We start from the raw sequence: 17330 nt of genomic DNA, 5'->3' as shown, positions 1-17330 counted from the left end.
TGGGCCGTCCGGTTTTGGGGATTGCGGTCGCGCTGAAACAGCAACGGGATTGCCAGCAACAACGGCAATCCCGTTGGCTCATTCGGCGAAAAGAAAATGGATTGACTGACCAGATTGGCCGTCCGCATTTGGCCGATAGTCGCCCGCCATGATATGCGGCTCTCGCCGAGAGCCAATCAGGGTTTCGGATAGCAGCTCATTCACCCGCTTTCAAGATCCCCTCAGCGCTCTTTGTTCTCTGAGCCCAGCAGATCCGTGGCGGGCCACCCCGTCACGAATCTGCCGCTGGTTGCCGGTTTGCCCGCTCAGTCCGCGGCGAAGCAGTACAGCAGCCCCGCCCCGCCGGTGCCCTTCAGCGCTTCGTCGCTGCAGCCGCGCGAGGGGTGCGAGGAGTTCCACGAGCGCGACGGCGCATCGTCGCGCAGGCCCATGCGGTCGTGGTGGCCGACCTGGGCGGCGCCTTCGCCGCTGCTGGTCCAGTTGCCGCAGGTGTGGTCCTCGCCCGCGGCGAACGCCGTGCCGTCGGCCTGGGAGCCGGTGAGGATGTCGTGCATGTTCGGCGTGTCGCCACGCCCCTTGATCGGCGCCCCCTGCTCATCCAGGGCGGTGTCCTTGTTCAACTGGTTGTCGCCGTGCAACTGCGCGACCGTCTGGGCGATGACCACGCCCTTGGCGTTCTGCCAGGGTCCCGGGCCGATACGGTCGCGGGCGTTGACCGCCGCAGTCCCGTCGCTGGCGCTGGTGCTGAGGTAGGCGCGCCAGGTACGCTGGCCGGCCCCGGCGGCGCCGGCGAGCTTCTGGCAATGCGCGTCGGCACCGGCCAGGCCGCCGAAGTTGGCGCCCTGGCCCGAGCCCTGGCTGGTGATGAAGAAGGTCATGTCGGCTTGCTCGGCCTGGCTGGCGAAACTGCAGGTCAGGGCCAGCAGCGCCGTGGGCAGGGCGAGGGAGAGAGTCAGCGTGTGCATGTGCAGTCCTCCTGTGGGAAACGGCCCCCCCAGACCGGAATATGGCTGACCCATTGAGCCTAGCAGGCTGTGGCGAATCAGCCCTCCGTGCGAGGGTTTCGAGCGAGAACCCGATTCAGCAGCCTGGCAGCCTGCGGATCTTGGCACCCGGACTCTTCGACTTGAGGCGGTGTTCGCGCGATTTTGAGGCGCAAGGCCGGCCCGCGAATAGTCGCGCTATGCAACGAGAAAGAGCGCGGGAAATGACCTATCCCGGCTTCTGCGCAGCAGCTCAGCCTGCTCGCGGACTGTCGCCTGGGAGCAAAGCCGGGCTGCTCGGCGGCCACTCGATAGGGTAGGCTTCACCGGCTGGCGGTTATCCGCTGCCCCCTGCCAAGGAAGTGCCTGCGCGCCATGTCTGCCCCCGCGTTGTTCCCCCGCCACCTCGCCGTCCTGTTGCTGGCCTTTCTCGCCTGCGCCTTCGCCGGTAACCATATCGCCGCGCGCATCGCCTTCGACCACGATGCCGGGGTGCTGCTGGCGATCCTCTGCCGCTCCGGGGTGACCCTGCTGGTGCTCGCCGCCCTCCTCGCCTGGCAACGGCAACCGCTGCGCCTGCCTCCGGGGACCTGGCGCTGGCAATTGCTGCTGGGCCTGCTGATCGCCATCCAGAGCCTCTGCCTGTATTCGGCGGTGGCGCGCATTCCGGTGGCCCTGGCCCTGCTCGCGGCCAACACCTTCCCGATCATCCTCGCCCTGCTCAGTTGGGCGCTCGGCGGCCCGCCACCGACACGGCGCAGCGCCTGGCTGATGGGCCTGATCCTGCTCGGCTTGCTGTTCGCCCTGGACGTGCCGGCACGCTTGCGCGCCAGCGACAGCGCCGGCCCCGAATGGCTGCTGGGCATCGGCCTGGCGCTGTGCGCCGCCTGCGCCTTCGCCAGTGCGCTGTGGGTCACCGAGCACAAGCTGGCGGCCCTGCGCGGCACGCTGCGCAGCCTGCTGACCATGCTGGTGGTGTTCCTCAGCGCCTTGCTGGCCGGCGCCAGCGAACTGCTGCCCGGCGGCGTGGCGCCGCCTTCGGCGCAGGCCGGCTGGGTCGCCCTGGGCACGCTGGCACTGCTCTACGGTTTGGGCTTTACCCTGCTGTTCGTCTGCATGCCGCGGCTGGACATGATGCGCAACGCGCCGGTGATGAATGTCGAGCCGGTGGCGACCCTGCTGCTCGGCTGGCTGATCCTCGGCCAGGCGCTGAGCCATCTGCAGCTGTTCGGCGGGGCGATCGTGGTCGCCGGTATCGTCCTGCTGACCTATCGTAAACATGGATAAGCACCGCCGGCTCGACACCCGCAACCCGCTCCCGATGGAAGGACTACCGCATGCTGTTCAGACATATTCCCGCCAGTCTCGCCCTGCTCGCCCTGTTGGCCGCCTGCAGCTCGGTCGATAAGCCCGCGGCGCCGGACGCCACCTGCAGGGCCGAGGCGGTGCCGGGCCTGCTGGGCAAGCTGGCCACGGCCGAACGGGTCGAGATGGCCCGCGAGCAGACCGGGGCGAAAAGCGTGCGCGTGCTGGCGCCCGGCGATGCCGCGACCATGGACTACAACCCGCAGCGCCTGAACATCGAGATCGACGAAGCCGAGCTGATCCAGCGCATCAGCTGCGGTTGAGGCGTCGTTCCTCGGTTAACTAAGCGCCACGGACCGGGCATACTGCTGCACCTGTAATCGAGCCGGTTTCTCGCCCGTATGCGTATCCACGTCAGCTTTATCGACCGCGTTGGTATCACCCAGGAAGTCCTGGCCCTGCTCGGTGGGCGCAATCTCAACCTGGATGCGGTGGAGATGGTGCCGCCGAACGTCTACATAGACGCACCGACCCTCAGCGCCGCGGTGCTCGACGAGCTGCGCGAGGCGCTGTTCAGGGTGCGCGGCGTGCAGGCGGTGACCATCGTCGACATCCTGCCCGGCCAGCGTCGGCGCCTGCAACTCGATGCTTTGCTCGCGGCGATGAGCGACCCGGTGCTGGCAGTGGATGGCGCAGGCCGTGTGCTGCTGGCCAATCCGGCGTTGATCGCCCTCTGCGAGCGTGAGCCGGAAGGGCTGCCGCTCGGTGAACTGTTTGCCGATCCGGCCTTGCACAGCGCGCTGCTGGAACAGCAATTCCGCCTGCCGCTGCGCGAGGTCACCCTCAACGGCCAGGCGCTGTTACTGGATGCCATGCCGATCAGCGAAACCGCCGGGACCGGCCAGCGTCAGCTCGCCGGCGGCCTGCTCACCCTGTATGCGCCGAGCCGCATCGGCGAACGCTTGGCGGCGCTGCACCACGACCATGCCGAGGGCTTCGATTCGCTGCTCGGCGAATCGCTGCCGATCCGCACCCTGAAGACCCGCGCCCTGCGCGTCGCCAGCCTCGATGCGCCGCTGTTGATCCAGGGCGAAACCGGCACCGGCAAGGAGCTGGTGGCGCGTGGCTGCCATGCCATCAGCGCACGCCACACCGCCCCCTTCCTGGCGCTGAACTGCGCGGCCTTGCCGGAGAACCTCGCCGAGAGCGAGCTGTTCGGCTACGCCCCTGGCGCCTTTACCGGGGCTCAGCGCGGCGGCAAGCCGGGGCTGCTGGAACTGGCCAACCAGGGCACGGTGTTTCTCGATGAAATCGGCGAGATGTCGCCCTATCTGCAGGCCAAACTGTTGCGTTTCCTCAGTGACGGCAGCTTCCGCCGGGTCGGCGGCGAGCGCGAGGTCAAGGTCAATGTACGCATCCTCAGCGCAACCCACCGCGACCTGGAGAAGATGGTCGGCGAAGGCGCCTTCCGCGAAGACCTGTTCTACCGCCTCAATGTGCTCAACCTGGAAGTGCCGCCGTTGCGCGAGCGCGGCCAGGACATCCTGCTGCTGGCCCGGCATTTCATGCAGCAAGCCTGCGCGCAGATCCAGCGCCCGCAGTGCCGCCTGGCGCCGGACACCTACCCGGCGCTGCTCGGCAACCGCTGGCCGGGCAACGTGCGGCAACTGCAGAACGTGATCTTCCGTGCCGCGGCCATCTGCGAAAGCAACCTGGTGCAGATCGACGATCTGGACATTGCCGGCACCGCCGTAGCCCCCCAACTGCTCGACGACGAGGTCGTCAGCCTGGAAGCCGCCGTGGCCGGCTTCGAAAAGGCCCTGCTGGAAAAGCTCTACCTCAGCCATCCGTCCAGCCGGCAACTGGCCGCGCGCCTGCACACCTCGCACAGCGCCATCGCCATGCGCCTGCGCAAGTACGGGATTTCCGGCAAGGGCTGATGACGCTCTCTCATGTTGGTAAAGCGCAAACACCAGGACGTAGGAGCGGGCCATGCCCGCGATGCTCCTCGCAGGCCGGCCCTATCGCGGCCATGGGCCGCTCCTACGAAGCCTCTGAATCCCGTGGCCCTGGCCGTCGGCCTGCACACCTCGCACAGCGCCTGCGCAAGTACGGAATTTCCGGCAAGGGCTGAGTAAGACCTTCGCGGCTGAAGCGGAGCGCCGCCCGGCCGCTCCCACGGGTACGCTGCAGCACCGTAGCCCGAATGCAATCCGGGAACGATGCCTGACATTAAATCGCTCCCGGATTGCGCCAAGGCTTATCCGGGCTACGGCTCTCAGACCGCGTATTTCTGCAGATGCGCCATCATTTCCTTGAGCGCCTCGATGTTGTCGGCCGGGTGCGCGGCACCCTCGAAGTCGCAGATCTGCTGCCAGTGCTCGGCCACGTCTTCCGGGCTGAAGCCGGCACGCGGGTCGAAACCGGCGCCCAGGCTGCGCTCCCAGCGGGTCTTGCCGATCCAGCCGCCGCCAACTTCGAACAGGCCGGAGGTTTCTGCACAGGCCTGGCTGGCCAGGTAGACCACCAGTGGGCTGACCAGCTCGGGCTTGAGCTGCTCGAACACCTGTGGCGGGATCAGCCCTTCGGTCATGCGCGTGCCGCCGGTGGGGGCGATGGCGTTGACCAGGATGTTGTTCTTGCGCCCCTCGATGGCCAGGGTTCGGGTCAGGCCGTAGAGGCCGAGCTTGGCCATGCCGTAGTTGGACTGACCGAAGTTGCCGTAGATGCCGGACGTGGATGCGGTGAAGATCACCCGCCCGTAGTTCTGCTCGCGCATGTGCGGCCAGGCGGCGCGGGTCACCTTGTAGGCGCCTTCGACGTGGACCTTGTAGACCAGGTCCCAGTCGGCGTCGTCCATCTTGTGGAAGGTCTTGTCGCGCAGGATGCCGGCGTTGTTGACCACCACGTCGATACGGCCGAAGGCCTCCAGGGCGTGCTGAACGATCTTCTCGCCGTCGGTCACCGAGTCATGATTGGCCACCGCGGTGCCGCCGGCGGCGCGGATTTGCGCGACCACCTTGTCCGCCGCCGAGGCGTTGGCGCCTTCGCCATGGGTGCTGCCGCCGAGATCGTTGACCACCACCCTGGCGCCATGTTCGGCGAACAGCAGGGCATGGGCGCGACCCAGGCCACCACCGGCACCGGTGACGATCACGACTTGGTCTTGAAAACGGATGGCTTCGCTCATGGGCTAGGTTCCTTGGCAGGTTGGCAATGGCTCGAGTGTCCAGCAGGTGCGCGCCGGTCACAATAAAGACGCCCACAGCTGAATGGTGCCCGATAAGGCAGCGGGATGATCAAGCCAGCCGGATCAGGCTCAGGTGGTTGTACAGGGCCCGGGCGCGTCCACCAAGGCCATATCGGCTAACGCACTCACTCGGCGTAGCCCGGCATCTGCCGGTCGAGCTTGCGCAACAAGGCCGGCCAGGGCAGTGCGCCGCCCATACCTTGTGGACTCTTCATCACCCCGGCGAGCAGGCCTTGTCGGCCGATTCGCATGGCCGCCGGTTCGCAGCGCCGCGATCGACTCATGCGCGCGGGCTGTATCAGGCCTGCAGCGCCGCCATGAACTCGGCCAGCCAGGGTTCGGCGTCGCTTTCCGGGGTGACCGTTTCGCTGCTGTCCAGCCGCAACATCGCTTGCACTTCGCGAATGCCCAGTTCGGCGTACAACTCGCGAACCAGCTCGCCGCCACCACAGAAGGTATCGCCGTAGCTGGCATCGCCCAGGGCGATCACCCCGCCGGGCAGACCACTCCAGGCGGGCAGATGATCGCGGATGGCGAAATACAAAGGCTGCAGGTTGTCCGGCAGCTCGCCCATGCCGGTGGTCGAGGTCACCGCCAGAAAGGCGTCGGGGGCAAACGCCTGGACATCGGCCAGGCTGGCGCGGGGGTTGTGCCAGGCATCGAACCCGGCCTCTTGCATCAGCCGCTCGGCATGCCGGGCGACTTCCTCGGCGGTGCCATAGACCGAACCGGAAAGGATGGCGACTTTCATAAATAACTCCAAAACATGCAGAACAGCGGCGGGCATTATGCCCCAAGTAGACAGCGCGCCCGGATGTTTTAGAATGCAGCGGACAGAGCCTCAGAGCCCAGGAATCGCCCCATGATCAACGCCAAACTGCTGCAACTGGTGATCGACGCCTCGAACGACGGCATAGTGGTTGCCGAGCAAGAGGGTGATGACAACATCCTTATCTATGCCAACCCCGCCTTTGAAAGGCTCACCGGCTATGCCAGCGAAGAGATCCTCTATCGGGACTGCCGCTTCCTGCAGGGCAGCGATCGCGACCAGCCCGGCCTGGCCGCCATTCGCGAAGCGGTGAAAACCCAGCAACCCTGCCGGCAGATCATCCGCAACTACCGCAAGGACGGCAGCTCATTCTGGAACGAACTGTCGATCACCCCGGTGTTCAACGAAGGCGATCAGTTGACCTACTACATCGGCATCCAGAAGAACGTCACCGAGCAGGTACAAGCCCAGCAACGGGTCAAGGAGCTGGAAGCCGAACTGGCGACCCTGCGCGCGGAATTGGCCCGGGTGCAAAGCCGACCACTGGCATAAACCAATAACGAACTATGCTGTCTGAAAGGGTCAAGCCTTCCGCGCAGAGTTCGACCATGCAAGAACAGCCATTACTCACCCAGGCCGAACTGGAATTTATCCAGCATCTGAATAAAAAGCCTGCGCCAAGCAGACGCAAGCCTGCGCCCTCGTCTGAGCTGTTGGTCGATGTCGGCGCTCAGCTCAAGGCGTTGCTCGCCTACTGCGCCGCCAACGAGCAACTGACCATTGAGGCGCACGTCGCCAATCAGCGCCTGACGTTTACCGCGCACCTGGTCGAAGACGCGCACCAGGTGCAGCATCTCGAACTCGGCACCCCGCAGATTTTCGATGAAGGCCCGGCCAGCCGCGCCTGGCGCCTGCCGCTGGCCCCACCCGTTGCGCTGCGCCAGCGTAATGGCAAACCCAGCGACCTGTGGGTACACGAACTGTCGCTCAACGGGCTACTGATCGAACTCCGCGCCAGACATGCCGCCCCCGAACACTTCGAACTGATTCTGCCGCTCGCCGGCCAGAAGCCGATTGCCATCGAGGGCAGTCTGGTGCGCAAAACCTCCGGCGGCCTGCTGGCCTATCGCCTCGACCCGCTCGACAAACGCGGCAGCGAGCGCTTGCAGCAGTTCATTTTCCAGCAGCACCGCGCCCTCCACCCCCAGACCAGCCAGGGCTAACAGGCAACACAACGGCTATACCCGATGAAGTGGTGTTATTTGCCACGAGCCATTTCGCCGCACATCGACGCCCAAGTAGGGTACGCCGTGCGCACCAATCGCCGGGCACGCGCCAAGCCACAAACCTGAAGAACCCAGCGACAATCAGGTATCCAGATGCCCGGCCAGGAACTGCTGCAGACGGCGTTGCATCAGGCGGCCCTCGTTGCCCAGGCAGGCTATCGGCGAGCCGCTCAGGCTGTCTTCGGCGAGCTCGGCGCCATCCCCCGCCAGCACCAGCGGACAATCCAGTGCCAGCGCCAGGCGCGCCAGCACCCGCGGCAAGTCATCGCTGGGCGGCAGATTGGTGAACAGCACCAGGGCCTGCGGCTGCATGCGCTCGCAGACCAGGGCCAGCTCTTCCAGCGGCTGCCCCACCCCCAGCACACTGACCGACACCTCCGAACTGCTCAGCAGCAGGCCGGCGACCAGCAACTCCAACTCACGACCGTGACCCGGCAAGGCCGCCAGCAGGACCCGCTCCTCGACCTGGGTACGGGAGACCTGCAAGCGTTGCAGAGTGCGCGCGCGCAGGAAGGTATCGAAGAACACCCACTCGCTGGTCTGACCAAACTCGTCCTGACGCAGCAGCAGTTCCTGCCACAGCGGCATCAGAATGTCCTGGAACACCACCGGCAGCGGGTAACTGGAAAATACCTGACCGTACAAGCGATCGAGCCTGACATCGTCAAATCCACTGATCGCGTGGCGCAGTTGCGCTTGCCATTGCGCCCACTCGCCGCAGCTGAGCTCTTCGTAGACCGGCGTGCTGGCCGACCGGGTCGAAATGTTTTTCGCCAGGATCTTGCCGACCTTGCTGACCGACACGCCGCGCTCGATCCACGCCAGAATGCTGCGCACCGACTCGATGTCCGCCTGCGAGTAGAGGCGATGGCCGCTGTCGGTACGCGTCGGCCGGATCAAGCCGTAACGGCGCTCCCAGGCCCGCAAGGTCACCGGGTTGACCCCGGTCAAGCGCGATACCTCGCGAATGGGGAACAGCTCTTCCTGCTTGAGAGCACTCGAATCGAGGGACAAGGCGCCAACGGGATCGGACATGGGAGGGGCATCACCACGGAAAGATTGCCGGCATTGTAACCCAGCGGGCACCGACCTACATGTACAGGGCTTGTACGCAGAGCCTGAGCGCACACCACTCTCCCCGCCGCCCCCGCCACGACGGCGCCTGCCCGCTGTGCGCCCGGCCTCGATGCCCTGCCCTGGAGCTGCCGCCGCCGCAGCGCGAGGCGTCATCGCCACGGACGGGTAGGCGCAGACAAACTGTACAAAAATATTTCCCATGTACAATACAAAACCAAGTTTTTCGAGCCTATCCATCCCGCGCACAGACGGCGCAGCCCAACAGGACGGGTATAAACCGATCAAGCCAGCAGTAACCCTGCGGGGCGCATGGTTGTACAACCACTGTAGCTGGTATAACTTTGCATCTGGTTCAGCCGGCGCAGCGCCTTGCTGATCAGGCGCCCCACATGAGGTCGCTGAACCCTCTCTTGCAACTGCCGAGTCCATCATGAGCGCTAGCGCATCACCCATCCTGATCACTGGCGCCAGTCAACGCGTCGGCTTGTATTGTGCCGAGCGCCTGCTCGACGATGGTCATGCGCTGATCGCCACCTACCGCAGCGAGCGCGAGGGCCTGCAGCGCCTGCGCGCGCACGGTGCGCTGACCCTGCAGGCGGACTTTTCCAGTGAAGCGGGCATCCTCGCCTTCATCGCCGAGCTGAAAACCCACACCGACAGCCTGCGCGCCATCGTCCACAACGCATCCGCCTGGCTGGTCGAAACGCCCGGCAACGAAGCCGCGGTGTTCCAGCAAGCGTTCAACGTGCACATGCTGGCGCCCTATCTGATCAACCTGCATTGCGCGGATCTGCTGCAGCGCTCCACCCCCGCCGACATCATCCATATCAGCGACGATGTCGCGCGCAAGGGCAGCGCCAAGCGCCCGGCCTACTGCGCCAGCAAGGCCGGCCTGGACAGCCTCACGCTCTCGTTCGCGGCGAAATTCGCCCCGCGGATCAAGGTCAACGGCATCGCCCCGGCACTGATCATGTTCAACCCCGAAGACGACGCGGCCTACCGGGCGAAAACCCTGGAGAAATCGGCACTGGCCATCGAACCCGGACCCCAGGTGATCTACCAGAGTTTGCGCTACCTGCTGGAAAACCCCTACGTCACCGGCACCACCCTTACCGTAAACGGCGGCCGCCATCTCAAATGAGGCGCGCCTCGAGGACTGCACCCATGAACCAACAATTGCCTGATCACTACCGCGACATCCTCCTGGGCGTAGGTGAAGACCCCGACCGCGAAGGTCTGCTGGACACGCCGAAACGCGCGGCCAAGGCCATGCAATACCTGTGTAATGGCTACCAGAAAAGCCTGGAAGAAGTGGTCAACGGCGCACTGTTCGCCTCCGACAATGACGAAATGGTCATCGTCAAGGACGTCGAACTCTATTCGCTGTGCGAACACCATCTGCTGCCCTTTATCGGCAAGGCCCATGTGGCCTACATCCCCACCGGCAAGGTGCTGGGGCTGTCGAAGGTGGCACGAATCGTCGACATGTACGCCCGCCGCCTGCAAATCCAGGAAAACCTCACCCGGCAGATCGCCGAGGCCGTGCAACAGGTGACCAGCGCCGCCGGTGTCGCCGTGGTGATCGAGGCCAAGCACATGTGCATGATGATGCGCGGGGTCGAGAAGCAGAACTCGGTGATGACCACCTCGGTGATGCTCGGCGCCTTCCGCGAGTCATACAACACTCGCCATGAATTTCTGCAACTGATCGGACGGAGCAACCAGTAATGCCACGACTGGAACCTGGAATGGCGCGAATTCGGGTCAAGGATCTGCGCCTGCGAACCTTCATCGGCATCAAGGAAGAAGAGATCAACAACAAGCAGGACGTGCTGATCAATCTGACCATCCTCTACCCGGCCAACGAGGCGGTGGAGGGAAACGATATTGATCACGCGCTGAACTACCGCACCATCACCAAGGCGATCATCCAGCACGTCGAAGGCAACCGCTTCGCCCTGCTCGAACGCCTGACCCAGGAAATCCTCGATCTGGTGATGCAGCAGGCGGCCGTGCGTTACGCCGAAGTGGAAGTGGACAAACCCCACGCCCTGCGCTTCGCCGAGTCGGTGTCGATCACCCTGGCCGGCCACCGCTGAACCGCGGCCAACCCTGCAAAGGCCCGACCAACGAGCCGCCCAAGCATTGCCGCAAGCCGGCGGGGCTTTTATCATCCTCGCCAGCCTAGCCTGCCAGTCTGTCGGAGTCGCCCAGCGCGTCCGACAGAGGCCCAGCCCGCCTCCGAGAACATCACCATGACCGATCAAGAACGCCTGGAACTCGAAGCAGCTGCCTTCCGCAGCCTGCTGCAACACCTGCGCAGCCGCCCCGATGTGCAGAACATCGACATGATGAACCTCACCGGCTTCTGCCGTAATTGCCTGTCCAAATGGTACAAGGCTGCGGCCGATGACATCGGCATTGCGCTCACCGCGGACCAGGCGCGCGAAGAAATCTACGGCATGCCGTACAGCGAGTGGAAAAGCAAATACCAGAAAGAGGCCAGCGCCGAGCAGCAGGCCGCGTTCACCAAGGCCAGCGACAAAGGCCCCGCGGCATGAGCGCCCTGAACGACTTCCGCGCCCGCCTGCATGGTGACGAGTTCGCCTTTGCCGAGACCCTGGCCTTTATCGCCGAGCACTATGACTACCAGCCGAGCGCCTTCAGCAATGGCCCGGTAGAGAATCCCGCCGGGCAGAATGAAGGCTCCTGCAAGACCCTCGGCCTGGCCCTGCTCGAAGGCCTGAGCCTGGAAGAAACCCTGCGCTGCTTCGGCGAACACTACCGCAGCGTGCTGGCCAACCCGGACGGCAACGACCACGGCAACATCCGCGCCCTGATGGCCACCGGCCTGGCCGGCGTGCGCTTCGACCAGCAACCGCTCAAGCGCAAGGCCTGAGCAAGCAAGGGGCAGGAGTGGTTGGTAGCTACCGGATTTCCTCCGGGCTACGGTTTCTGCCGCACTCTGGCCGTCCCTAGTGTCGCGTCACAGATCATTTGTCGTGGACGCCGTTAGCCATCGAGTTGTAGGAGCCGGCCATGCCGGCGATTCGCACGCATGGCGTGCTCCTACAGGTTTGCGACATTCGAACCCTGTCGTGACACTAGGCGTCGAGGAAACGCTCCACATCCAGAGCCGCCATGCAGCCGGCACCGGCCGAGGTGATCGCCTGGCGGTAGACATGGTCGGCGACGTCGCCGGCAGCGAACACGCCCGCCACGCTGGTGGCGGTGGCATTGCCGTCGCGGCCGCCGTTGACCAGCAGGTAACCGTCCTTCAGCGCCAGTTGGCCGTCGAACAATGCAGTGTTGGGCGTGTGGCCGATGGCGACGAACAGGCCATCGACCTGCAACTGGTCGCTGCTGCCGTCGTTGTTTTTCAGGCGCACGCCGGTGACGCCCATGGCGTCGCCCAGCACCTCGTCGACCTCGGCGTTGAGCTTGAGCACGATCTTGCCTTCGGCGACCCGCGCCTGCAGCTTGTCCTGCAGGATCTTCTCGGCGCGGAAAGTCTCGCGGCGGTGCACCAGGGTCACCTGGCTGGCGATATTGGCCAGGTACAGCGCCTCCTCCACCGCGGTATTGCCGCCGCCGACCACCGCGACGTCACGGTTGCGGTAGAAGAAACCATCGCAGGTGGCGCACGCCGAAACGCCCTTGCCCATGAACGCCTCCTCGCTCGGCAGGCCGAGGTAACGGGCGCTGGCGCCGGTGGCGATGATCAATGCATCGCAGCTGTAGCTGGCGCTGTCACCGACCAGGGTGAAGGGCTTGCCGGCCAGGTCCACGGCATTGATATGGTCGTAGACGATCTCGGTCTCGAAACGCTCGGCATGTTCCTGCATGCGCTGCATCAGCGCCGGACCGGTCAGGCCATGGACATCGCCCGGCCAGTTGCCGACCTCGGTGGTGGTGGTCAACTGGCCGCCAGCCTGCATGCCGGTGATCAGCAACGGCTTGAGATTGGCCCGCGCGGCATACACGGCGGCGCTGTAACCGGCCGGGCCGGAACCGAGGATGATCACCCGGGCATGACGTATTGCAGACATAAGAGACTCCTGCCAGGCGCTGAGCCGGCGAATAAAAGAAGGCTGGCCAAGCACTTCAACAGTGCCCTGGGCAGCCAGCCCCCAAAACTTGATCAATCATTGAACTGCTGCGCAGGCTACGCAGGAGCCGGCCATCAAGGAAATACCCTTTGCCAATTCCGTGCATAGCCAATCCCTATGACACCCCGATGGCCAGTGGCGGACTTTCCCCAGCCGCACAAAGTCGGTAAGGTCGGCGCGACTTTCACCTCGCGGAGAACCCCATGCCTGCTCCTGTGCTATCCGGCCCGCAATACCTCGGCGAAGGCCTGAAACTGGTACTGAGCCCCGCTTTGCGCCTGTTCGTCCTGCTGCCATTGACGATCAACCTGATCCTCTTCGTCGCCCTGGTCGGCTTCGCCGTGCAGCAGTTCGGCGGCTGGGTCGATGCCTTCATGCCGAGCCTGCCCAACTGGCTGAGCTTTCTCGAATACATCCTCTGGCCGCTGTTCGTGGTGCTGGTGTTGCTGATGGTGTTCTTCAGTTTCACCATGCTGGCCAACATCATCGCCGCACCGTTCAACGGTTTTCTCGCCGAGAAGGTCGAGGTGGTGGTGCGCGGCGAAGACAATTTCCCGCCGTTCAGCTGGGCCGAGCTGGCGGCCATGGTGCCGCGCACCCTGGGCCGCGAGGCGCGCAAGCTGGGCTACTTCCTGCCGCGCGCCATCGGCCTGCTGATCCTCACCTTCATCCCGGTGCTCAACCTGATCGCCGCGCCGCTGTGGCTGCTGTTCGGCGTGTGGATGATGGCCATCCAGTACATCGACTACCCGGCGGACAACAACAAGCTGAGCTGGCAGGACATGCTCGCCTGGCTCCGGGAGAAACGCTGGCAGAGTCTGGGTTTCGGCGGCATCACCTACGCCGCGCTGCTGGTCCCGGGGCTGAACGTCCTGATGATGCCGGCAGCAGTGGCCGGCGCCACGCTGTTCTGGGTGCGCGAGCGCGAAGCCGGGGCTGTCACAAAATAGCCACGAGGCCGTCACCTTCGCTACATGACGGCAGCCGACACTGCCGTCATGGACAGACCACCGCTCGCTATCGCCCTGATCACCGAAACCTTCCCGCCGGAAATCAACGGCGTGGCCAATACCCTCGGCCGCCTGGTCGATGGCTTGCGCGCCCGCGGCCATCGCCTGCAACTGGTGCGCCCGCGGCAGGGCGGCGATGACGGCCGCAAAAGCGACGAGCAACTGCTGCTGACCCGCGGCTGGCCGCTGCCCGGCTATCCCGGCTTGCAGTGGGGCCAGTCGTCCCTGCACAAGTTGCTGCGCCACTGGCAACGGCAGCGCCCGGACGTGCTCTATATCGCCACCGAAGGCCCGCTCGGCCTGTCCGCCCTGCGTGCCGCGCGGCGCTTGCAGATCCCGGTGGTCAGCGGCTTTCACAGCAACTTCCAGCAGTACACCGGGCATTACGGCATAGGCCTGCTGACCCGCGCCCTGACCAACTACCTGCGCTGGTTCCACAACCGTTCGCGCATGACCCTGGTGCCCAGTGCCAGCCAGCAGATCGAGCTGCAACGCCGCGGCTTCGAACGCCTGGAACTGCTCGCCCGCGGCGTCGACAGCCAGCTGTTTCATCCCGGCAAACGCTCGGGCGACCTGCGCAGAGCCTGGGGCCTGGACGATGAGACGATCGCCGTGCTGCATGTCGGCCGCCTGGCGGCGGAGAAGAACCTGGCGCTCTTGGTAAGGAGCTTCCGCACCCTGCAACAGGCCCACCCGCAGCAACGCCTGAAACTGATCATGGTCGGCGACGGGCCGCAACGCGCCAGTCTGCAACAGCAGTTGCCGGACGCCCTGTTCTGCGGCCTGCAGCGCGGCGAAGCGTTGGCCGCGCACTATGCCTCGGGGGATCTGTTCCTGTTTCCCAGCCTCTCGGAAACCTTCGGCAATGTGGTGCTCGAAGCCCTGGCCTCGGGCCTCGGCGTGGTGGCATACGACCAGGCAGCGGCGGCGCAGCATATCCGCCACGGCCATAACGGCGCCCTGGCCGTGGCCGAAGATGAGCAAGGTTTTATCGAAGCCGCCGGCTGGCTGCTGGAAGAGCCGGAAAGCCTGCGCCGGGTGCGCCTGAACGCCAGGCAGCACGCCTCGCGCCAGGGCTGGGAGGCCATAGTCGAGCTGTTCGAGCAGCACCTGCACAGCGCCCTGACGCCAGCGCTCGCTCTGCCCGCCGGACGCACCGTACCTTAGGCGCCCGGCGCAGCTGCTCGCCAGCACCCCGCCACGACCCGCCCAGCCCCGGCAGCGCCAGGCCCCCCCTTGCTCGCCTGGCTCTGGCGCGCCAGATTCGCATGCGCAAAATACATTCACTAGCATTCAATAATAAATCTTATTAATATTCCCGCGCCTCTTCTCGCCTGCGTACGCACAGATCGCAACCTGCTGCCCCCTCGTCTTGAAGACACGTCGGCACCGCCCCCATCCCCCCCTACTTGGACGAAGTCTGCTAATGAATAACCATGCTCGTTTGTTTGCTCTGCCGCTCAGCCTGCTGGCGCTGGCCATCAGCCACGCCGCCCACGCCGAAGAAGCCAGCCACCAGAAAGTCCTAGCCCCCATGGTGATCAAGGGCGACGTGCTGGGTAGCGCCAGCGACGAAGAGGTGCGTACCTACCCCGGCAGCCGCAGCGTGGTCGACAGCGAAGAGCTGAGCAAGGCCAGCGTGCGCGGCCTCGACGATGCCCTGCAGCGCGTCCCCGGCTTCAAGATATTCGACGAGACCGGCACCGGCGCCCTGCCGCAGATTTCCGTGCGCGGCCTCACCGAGAGCCGCAGCGGCCGGGTCCAGGCGCTCGCCGACGGCATCCCGCTGTCGCTGGCGCCCTATGGCCAGACCAGCCTGTCGCTGTTTCCGCAGACCCTGGCCACCGTCGACCGCATCGACGTGGTGCGCGGCGGCGCCTCCGTGCAGTACGGGCCGAACAACGTCGGTGGGGTGATCAACTTCATCAGCAGGCCGATCCCCCAGACATGGGAAACCACCCTGCAGGAGCGGGCCACCTTCGCGCCCGGCGGTCGCGCCATGTGGGACAGCTACCTCGGCACCGGCGGCTATCTGAGCGACAACTTCGGCCTGCAACTGGACCTCAACACCATCACCGGCGAGTACGGCCGCGAGCACTCCGACAGCGAGGTGCAGAACTACCGCCTGCGCGGCCAGTGGGACATCGACGATGCGCGCAGCCTGAGCTTCGGCGTGCAACGCTACAAAGCCGACATCGAACTGGCCGGCGCCCTCAGCGTCGCCGACTACAAGGACGACCCACGCCAGTCTACCCGTAACCTCGACCGTTTCGAGGGCGATAGCGACCGCGTCTGGGGCACCTACAAGCAGTTCCTCGGCGCTATCGGTCCGTTCGATGCGGCGGAGTTCAGTTGGACCAACTTCGCCAACAACAGCTTCCGCGACTTCCAGATCGGCCTGCCCTTCGACCCGGCTGCCACGCCGACCAGCTTCCAGGACGCGCCGCGCGACTTCCGCGTCTGGGGCAGCGAACCGCGCCTGAGCCTGAGCATCGACGGCGACAGCGTCAGCCAGACCTGGCTGCTCGGCGCCCGCCTGGTCAAGGAAAACGTCGACTTCGACGTCAACAACCAGAACCTGAGTACCGGCGCCAGCCGAGTGGTGCGCGACTGGGTGTTCGATACCGAAGGCCAGGCCGTCTACCTGAGCAACGAGATCAAGCTGGCGGACGGCCGCCTGACCGTCACCCCCGGGCTGCGCTACGAGCATGCCCAAATGGAATTCAGCGGCAGCGTCAACGGGGCGCAGCAGAACCCGCAGGACAAGGTCTCCGAGGAGTGGCTGCCCGGCCTGAGCATCGGCTACCAGGCCAGCGACGAATGGTTCGTCTACGCCAACGCCCAGCGCTCGCTGCGGGTGCCGCAGGTATTCCAGATCGTCAGGGATGGCGTGGTCCAGGCGGAACTCTCCCAGAACTACGAGACCGGCGTACGCTACAGCCCGCAAGACAATCTGCGCTTCGACCTCGGCTATTTCCGCATCGATTTCGATGACCAGATCGAATTCTCCGACGGCGCCTTCAGGAACCTCGGCAGCACCCGTCACCAGGGCATCGAGAGCGAAGTGTTCTGGACCCCCGCGGCCCTGCCCACGCTCGACCTGCACGCCACCTATGCCTTCCTCGAGGCCGAGATTCGCACCGGTGCCAACAATGGCAACGAGGTGCCGTTCAGCTCCAAGCATCACTTCACCGTCGACGGCCGTTACCGTTTCGCCGAGGCCTGGAGCTACACCCTGGACGGTCTCTACGTCAGCACCGCCTTCACCGACTCGGCCAACACCAGCGCGGAGAACGCCAGCGCCTCGATCGGCCGGCTGCCGGCCTACTGGTTGTGGAACACCGCCATCGAGCGCGAGTTCAAGCTCGACGACGGCAGCCTGCTGACCACCTCCGCCGGGGTCAGCAACCTGTTCGACCGTGAGTACTACTTCCGCGGCATCGACACCAGCCCCAATGGCCGCCAGCCAGCACCCGGCCGCACCCTGACCCTGGGCGTCAACTACAGCTTCTGAGGCGCCGCCGGCGCTGTCCGCCGCTGA

The 17330-nt window shown here is 65.2% G+C and carries 18 protein-coding genes and 1 pseudogene; 13 read left to right on the top strand and 6 right to left on the bottom strand.

The genetic code is table 11. The features are described from left to right. Positions 1–305: 305 nt before the first annotated feature. Complete coding sequence (locus BM315_RS16545) at positions 306–965, bottom strand: hypothetical protein (RefSeq protein WP_090502961.1); 660 nt, start codon at positions 963–965, stop codon at positions 306–308. Positions 966–1358: 393 nt separating this feature from the next. On the opposite strand from BM315_RS16545, the gene BM315_RS16540 reads away from it, so the two are divergent. The 3 genes from BM315_RS16540 (at position 1359) to BM315_RS16530 (ending at position 4228) form a co-directional block, all read left to right on the top strand. After that, positions 1359–2270 (top strand): EamA family transporter, encoded by a 912-nt coding sequence (locus BM315_RS16540; protein WP_090502960.1) that lies wholly within the window; start codon positions 1359–1361, stop codon positions 2268–2270. 50 nt (positions 2271–2320) lie between these two features. Beyond that, positions 2321–2611 carry an I78 family peptidase inhibitor gene (locus BM315_RS16535; RefSeq protein WP_090502958.1) on the top strand — a complete coding sequence of 97 codons (291 nt, stop codon included), beginning with the start codon at positions 2321–2323 and terminating at the stop codon, positions 2609–2611. A 78-nt stretch (positions 2612–2689) separates the two neighbouring features. After that, positions 2690–4228, top strand: coding sequence for a sigma-54-dependent transcriptional regulator (locus BM315_RS16530; protein ID WP_090502956.1), 1539 nt, complete (start codon positions 2690–2692; stop codon positions 4226–4228). Positions 4229–4566: 338 nt separating this feature from the next. Here BM315_RS16530 and BM315_RS16525 read toward each other — a convergent pair whose 3' ends face one another. The 3 genes and pseudogenes from BM315_RS16525 to BM315_RS16520 form a co-directional block, all read right to left on the bottom strand. Then, positions 4567–5478, bottom strand: a complete 912-nt coding sequence (locus BM315_RS16525; protein ID WP_090502954.1) for an SDR family oxidoreductase — start codon at positions 5476–5478, stop codon at positions 4567–4569. A gap of 185 nt (positions 5479–5663) precedes the next feature. Further along, a pseudogene (locus BM315_RS24385) lies at positions 5664–5765 on the bottom strand (class II aldolase/adducin family protein); the annotation flags it as partial. A 71-nt stretch (positions 5766–5836) separates the two neighbouring features. Further along, the gene (locus BM315_RS16520) at positions 5837–6289 is read right to left on the bottom strand and encodes a flavodoxin (protein ID WP_090502953.1); all 453 of its coding nucleotides are present in this window, start codon (positions 6287–6289) and stop codon (positions 5837–5839) included. Positions 6290–6400: 111 nt separating this feature from the next. On the opposite strand from BM315_RS16520, the gene BM315_RS16515 reads away from it, so the two are divergent. Together BM315_RS16515 and BM315_RS16510 are read left to right on the top strand one after the other, a co-directional pair. Further along, positions 6401–6859 carry a PAS domain-containing protein gene (locus BM315_RS16515; RefSeq protein WP_090502951.1) on the top strand — a complete coding sequence of 153 codons (459 nt, stop codon included), beginning with the start codon at positions 6401–6403 and terminating at the stop codon, positions 6857–6859. Between the two features lie 56 nt (positions 6860–6915). Further along, positions 6916–7530: a PilZ domain-containing protein gene (locus BM315_RS16510; RefSeq protein WP_090502950.1), complete on the top strand. Its 615-nt coding sequence runs from the start codon at positions 6916–6918 to the stop codon at positions 7528–7530. Positions 7531–7674: 144 nt separating this feature from the next. Here the strand turns inward: BM315_RS16510 and BM315_RS16505 are convergent, their stop codons facing one another. Beyond that, positions 7675–8628, bottom strand: coding sequence for a MerR family transcriptional regulator (locus BM315_RS16505; RefSeq protein ID WP_090502948.1), 954 nt, complete (start codon positions 8626–8628; stop codon positions 7675–7677). A 472-nt stretch (positions 8629–9100) separates the two neighbouring features. On the opposite strand from BM315_RS16505, the gene folM reads away from it, so the two are divergent. The 5 genes from folM to BM315_RS16480 all read left to right on the top strand — a co-directional run bounded on the left by folM (position 9101) and on the right by BM315_RS16480 (position 11569). Then, on the top strand, positions 9101–9811 hold the full coding sequence (gene folM / locus BM315_RS16500; RefSeq protein WP_090502947.1) for a dihydromonapterin reductase: 711 nt from the start codon (positions 9101–9103) through the stop codon (positions 9809–9811). Between the two features lie 23 nt (positions 9812–9834). Beyond that, positions 9835–10398 (top strand): GTP cyclohydrolase I FolE, encoded by a 564-nt coding sequence (folE, locus tag BM315_RS16495; RefSeq protein WP_212632971.1) that lies wholly within the window; start codon positions 9835–9837, stop codon positions 10396–10398. Then, entirely contained in the window at positions 10398–10769 is a 372-nt protein-coding gene (folX, locus tag BM315_RS16490; protein ID WP_090502943.1) for a dihydroneopterin triphosphate 2'-epimerase, read from the top strand. The genes folE and folX overlap by 1 nt, the downstream gene beginning before the upstream one ends. A 156-nt stretch (positions 10770–10925) precedes the next feature. Beyond that, positions 10926–11231: a DUF1244 domain-containing protein gene (locus BM315_RS16485; protein ID WP_090502941.1), complete on the top strand. Its 306-nt coding sequence runs from the start codon at positions 10926–10928 to the stop codon at positions 11229–11231. Next, positions 11228–11569 (top strand): HopJ type III effector protein, encoded by a 342-nt coding sequence (locus BM315_RS16480; protein ID WP_090502939.1) that lies wholly within the window; start codon positions 11228–11230, stop codon positions 11567–11569. Before BM315_RS16485 ends, BM315_RS16480 begins: the two co-directional genes overlap by 4 nt. Positions 11570–11774: 205 nt before the next feature. Here BM315_RS16480 and trxB read toward each other — a convergent pair whose 3' ends face one another. Continuing rightward, positions 11775–12719 (bottom strand): thioredoxin-disulfide reductase, encoded by a 945-nt coding sequence (gene trxB / locus BM315_RS16475; protein WP_090502937.1) that lies wholly within the window; start codon positions 12717–12719, stop codon positions 11775–11777. 263 nt (positions 12720–12982) lie between these two features. Here trxB and cysZ point away from each other — a divergent pair, with 263 nt between their 5' ends. The 3 genes from cysZ (at position 12983) to BM315_RS16460 (ending at position 17303) form a co-directional block, all read left to right on the top strand. Further along, complete coding sequence (gene cysZ, locus BM315_RS16470) at positions 12983–13729, top strand: sulfate transporter CysZ (RefSeq protein ID WP_090502936.1); 747 nt, start codon at positions 12983–12985, stop codon at positions 13727–13729. A gap of 24 nt (positions 13730–13753) precedes the next feature. Continuing rightward, the gene (locus BM315_RS16465) at positions 13754–14956 is read left to right on the top strand and encodes a glycosyltransferase family 4 protein (RefSeq protein ID WP_090502934.1); all 1203 of its coding nucleotides are present in this window, start codon (positions 13754–13756) and stop codon (positions 14954–14956) included. A 259-nt stretch (positions 14957–15215) separates the two neighbouring features. Continuing rightward, a complete protein-coding gene (locus BM315_RS16460) occupies positions 15216–17303 on the top strand; it encodes a TonB-dependent receptor family protein (RefSeq protein WP_090502932.1) in 2088 nt (695 codons plus the stop codon). Positions 17304–17330 lie beyond the last annotated feature (27 nt).

The sequence above is a fragment of the Pseudomonas borbori genome (assembly GCF_900115555.1).
GTDB classification, from domain to species: Bacteria; Pseudomonadota; Gammaproteobacteria; order Pseudomonadales; family Pseudomonadaceae; genus Aquipseudomonas; species Aquipseudomonas borbori.
The sequence above is the reverse complement of the archived record's forward strand: the minus strand, read 5'-3'. Positions and strand labels throughout refer to the sequence as shown.

What these genes read in the sequence shown, in the direction of transcription:
- BM315_RS16480 (WP_090502939.1), top strand. Translation starts at nt 11,228, where the DNA reads ATGAGCGCCCTGAACGACTTCCGCGCCCGCCTGCATGGTGACGAGTTC.
- BM315_RS16525 (WP_090502954.1), bottom strand. Translation starts at nt 5,478, where the DNA reads ATGAGCGAAGCCATCCGTTTTCAAGACCAAGTCGTGATCGTCACCGGT.
- BM315_RS16530 (WP_090502956.1), top strand. Translation starts at nt 2,690, where the DNA reads ATGCGTATCCACGTCAGCTTTATCGACCGCGTTGGTATCACCCAGGAA.
- BM315_RS16535 (WP_090502958.1), top strand. Translation starts at nt 2,321, where the DNA reads ATGCTGTTCAGACATATTCCCGCCAGTCTCGCCCTGCTCGCCCTGTTG.
- BM315_RS16540 (WP_090502960.1), top strand. Translation starts at nt 1,359, where the DNA reads ATGTCTGCCCCCGCGTTGTTCCCCCGCCACCTCGCCGTCCTGTTGCTG.
- BM315_RS16460 (WP_090502932.1), top strand. Translation starts at nt 15,216, where the DNA reads ATGAATAACCATGCTCGTTTGTTTGCTCTGCCGCTCAGCCTGCTGGCG.
- BM315_RS16545 (WP_090502961.1), bottom strand. Translation starts at nt 965, where the DNA reads ATGCACACGCTGACTCTCTCCCTCGCCCTGCCCACGGCGCTGCTGGCC.
- BM315_RS16520 (WP_090502953.1), bottom strand. Translation starts at nt 6,289, where the DNA reads ATGAAAGTCGCCATCCTTTCCGGTTCGGTCTATGGCACCGCCGAGGAA.
- BM315_RS16465 (WP_090502934.1), top strand. Translation starts at nt 13,754, where the DNA reads ATGACGGCAGCCGACACTGCCGTCATGGACAGACCACCGCTCGCTATC.
- BM315_RS16510 (WP_090502950.1), top strand. Translation starts at nt 6,916, where the DNA reads ATGCAAGAACAGCCATTACTCACCCAGGCCGAACTGGAATTTATCCAG.
- BM315_RS16485 (WP_090502941.1), top strand. Translation starts at nt 10,926, where the DNA reads ATGACCGATCAAGAACGCCTGGAACTCGAAGCAGCTGCCTTCCGCAGC.
- folM (WP_090502947.1), top strand. Translation starts at nt 9,101, where the DNA reads ATGAGCGCTAGCGCATCACCCATCCTGATCACTGGCGCCAGTCAACGC.
- cysZ (WP_090502936.1), top strand. Translation starts at nt 12,983, where the DNA reads ATGCCTGCTCCTGTGCTATCCGGCCCGCAATACCTCGGCGAAGGCCTG.
- folX (WP_090502943.1), top strand. Translation starts at nt 10,398, where the DNA reads ATGCCACGACTGGAACCTGGAATGGCGCGAATTCGGGTCAAGGATCTG.
- folE (WP_212632971.1), top strand. Translation starts at nt 9,835, where the DNA reads ATGAACCAACAATTGCCTGATCACTACCGCGACATCCTCCTGGGCGTA.
- BM315_RS16505 (WP_090502948.1), bottom strand. Translation starts at nt 8,628, where the DNA reads ATGTCCGATCCCGTTGGCGCCTTGTCCCTCGATTCGAGTGCTCTCAAG.
- trxB (WP_090502937.1), bottom strand. Translation starts at nt 12,719, where the DNA reads ATGTCTGCAATACGTCATGCCCGGGTGATCATCCTCGGTTCCGGCCCG.
- BM315_RS16515 (WP_090502951.1), top strand. Translation starts at nt 6,401, where the DNA reads ATGATCAACGCCAAACTGCTGCAACTGGTGATCGACGCCTCGAACGAC.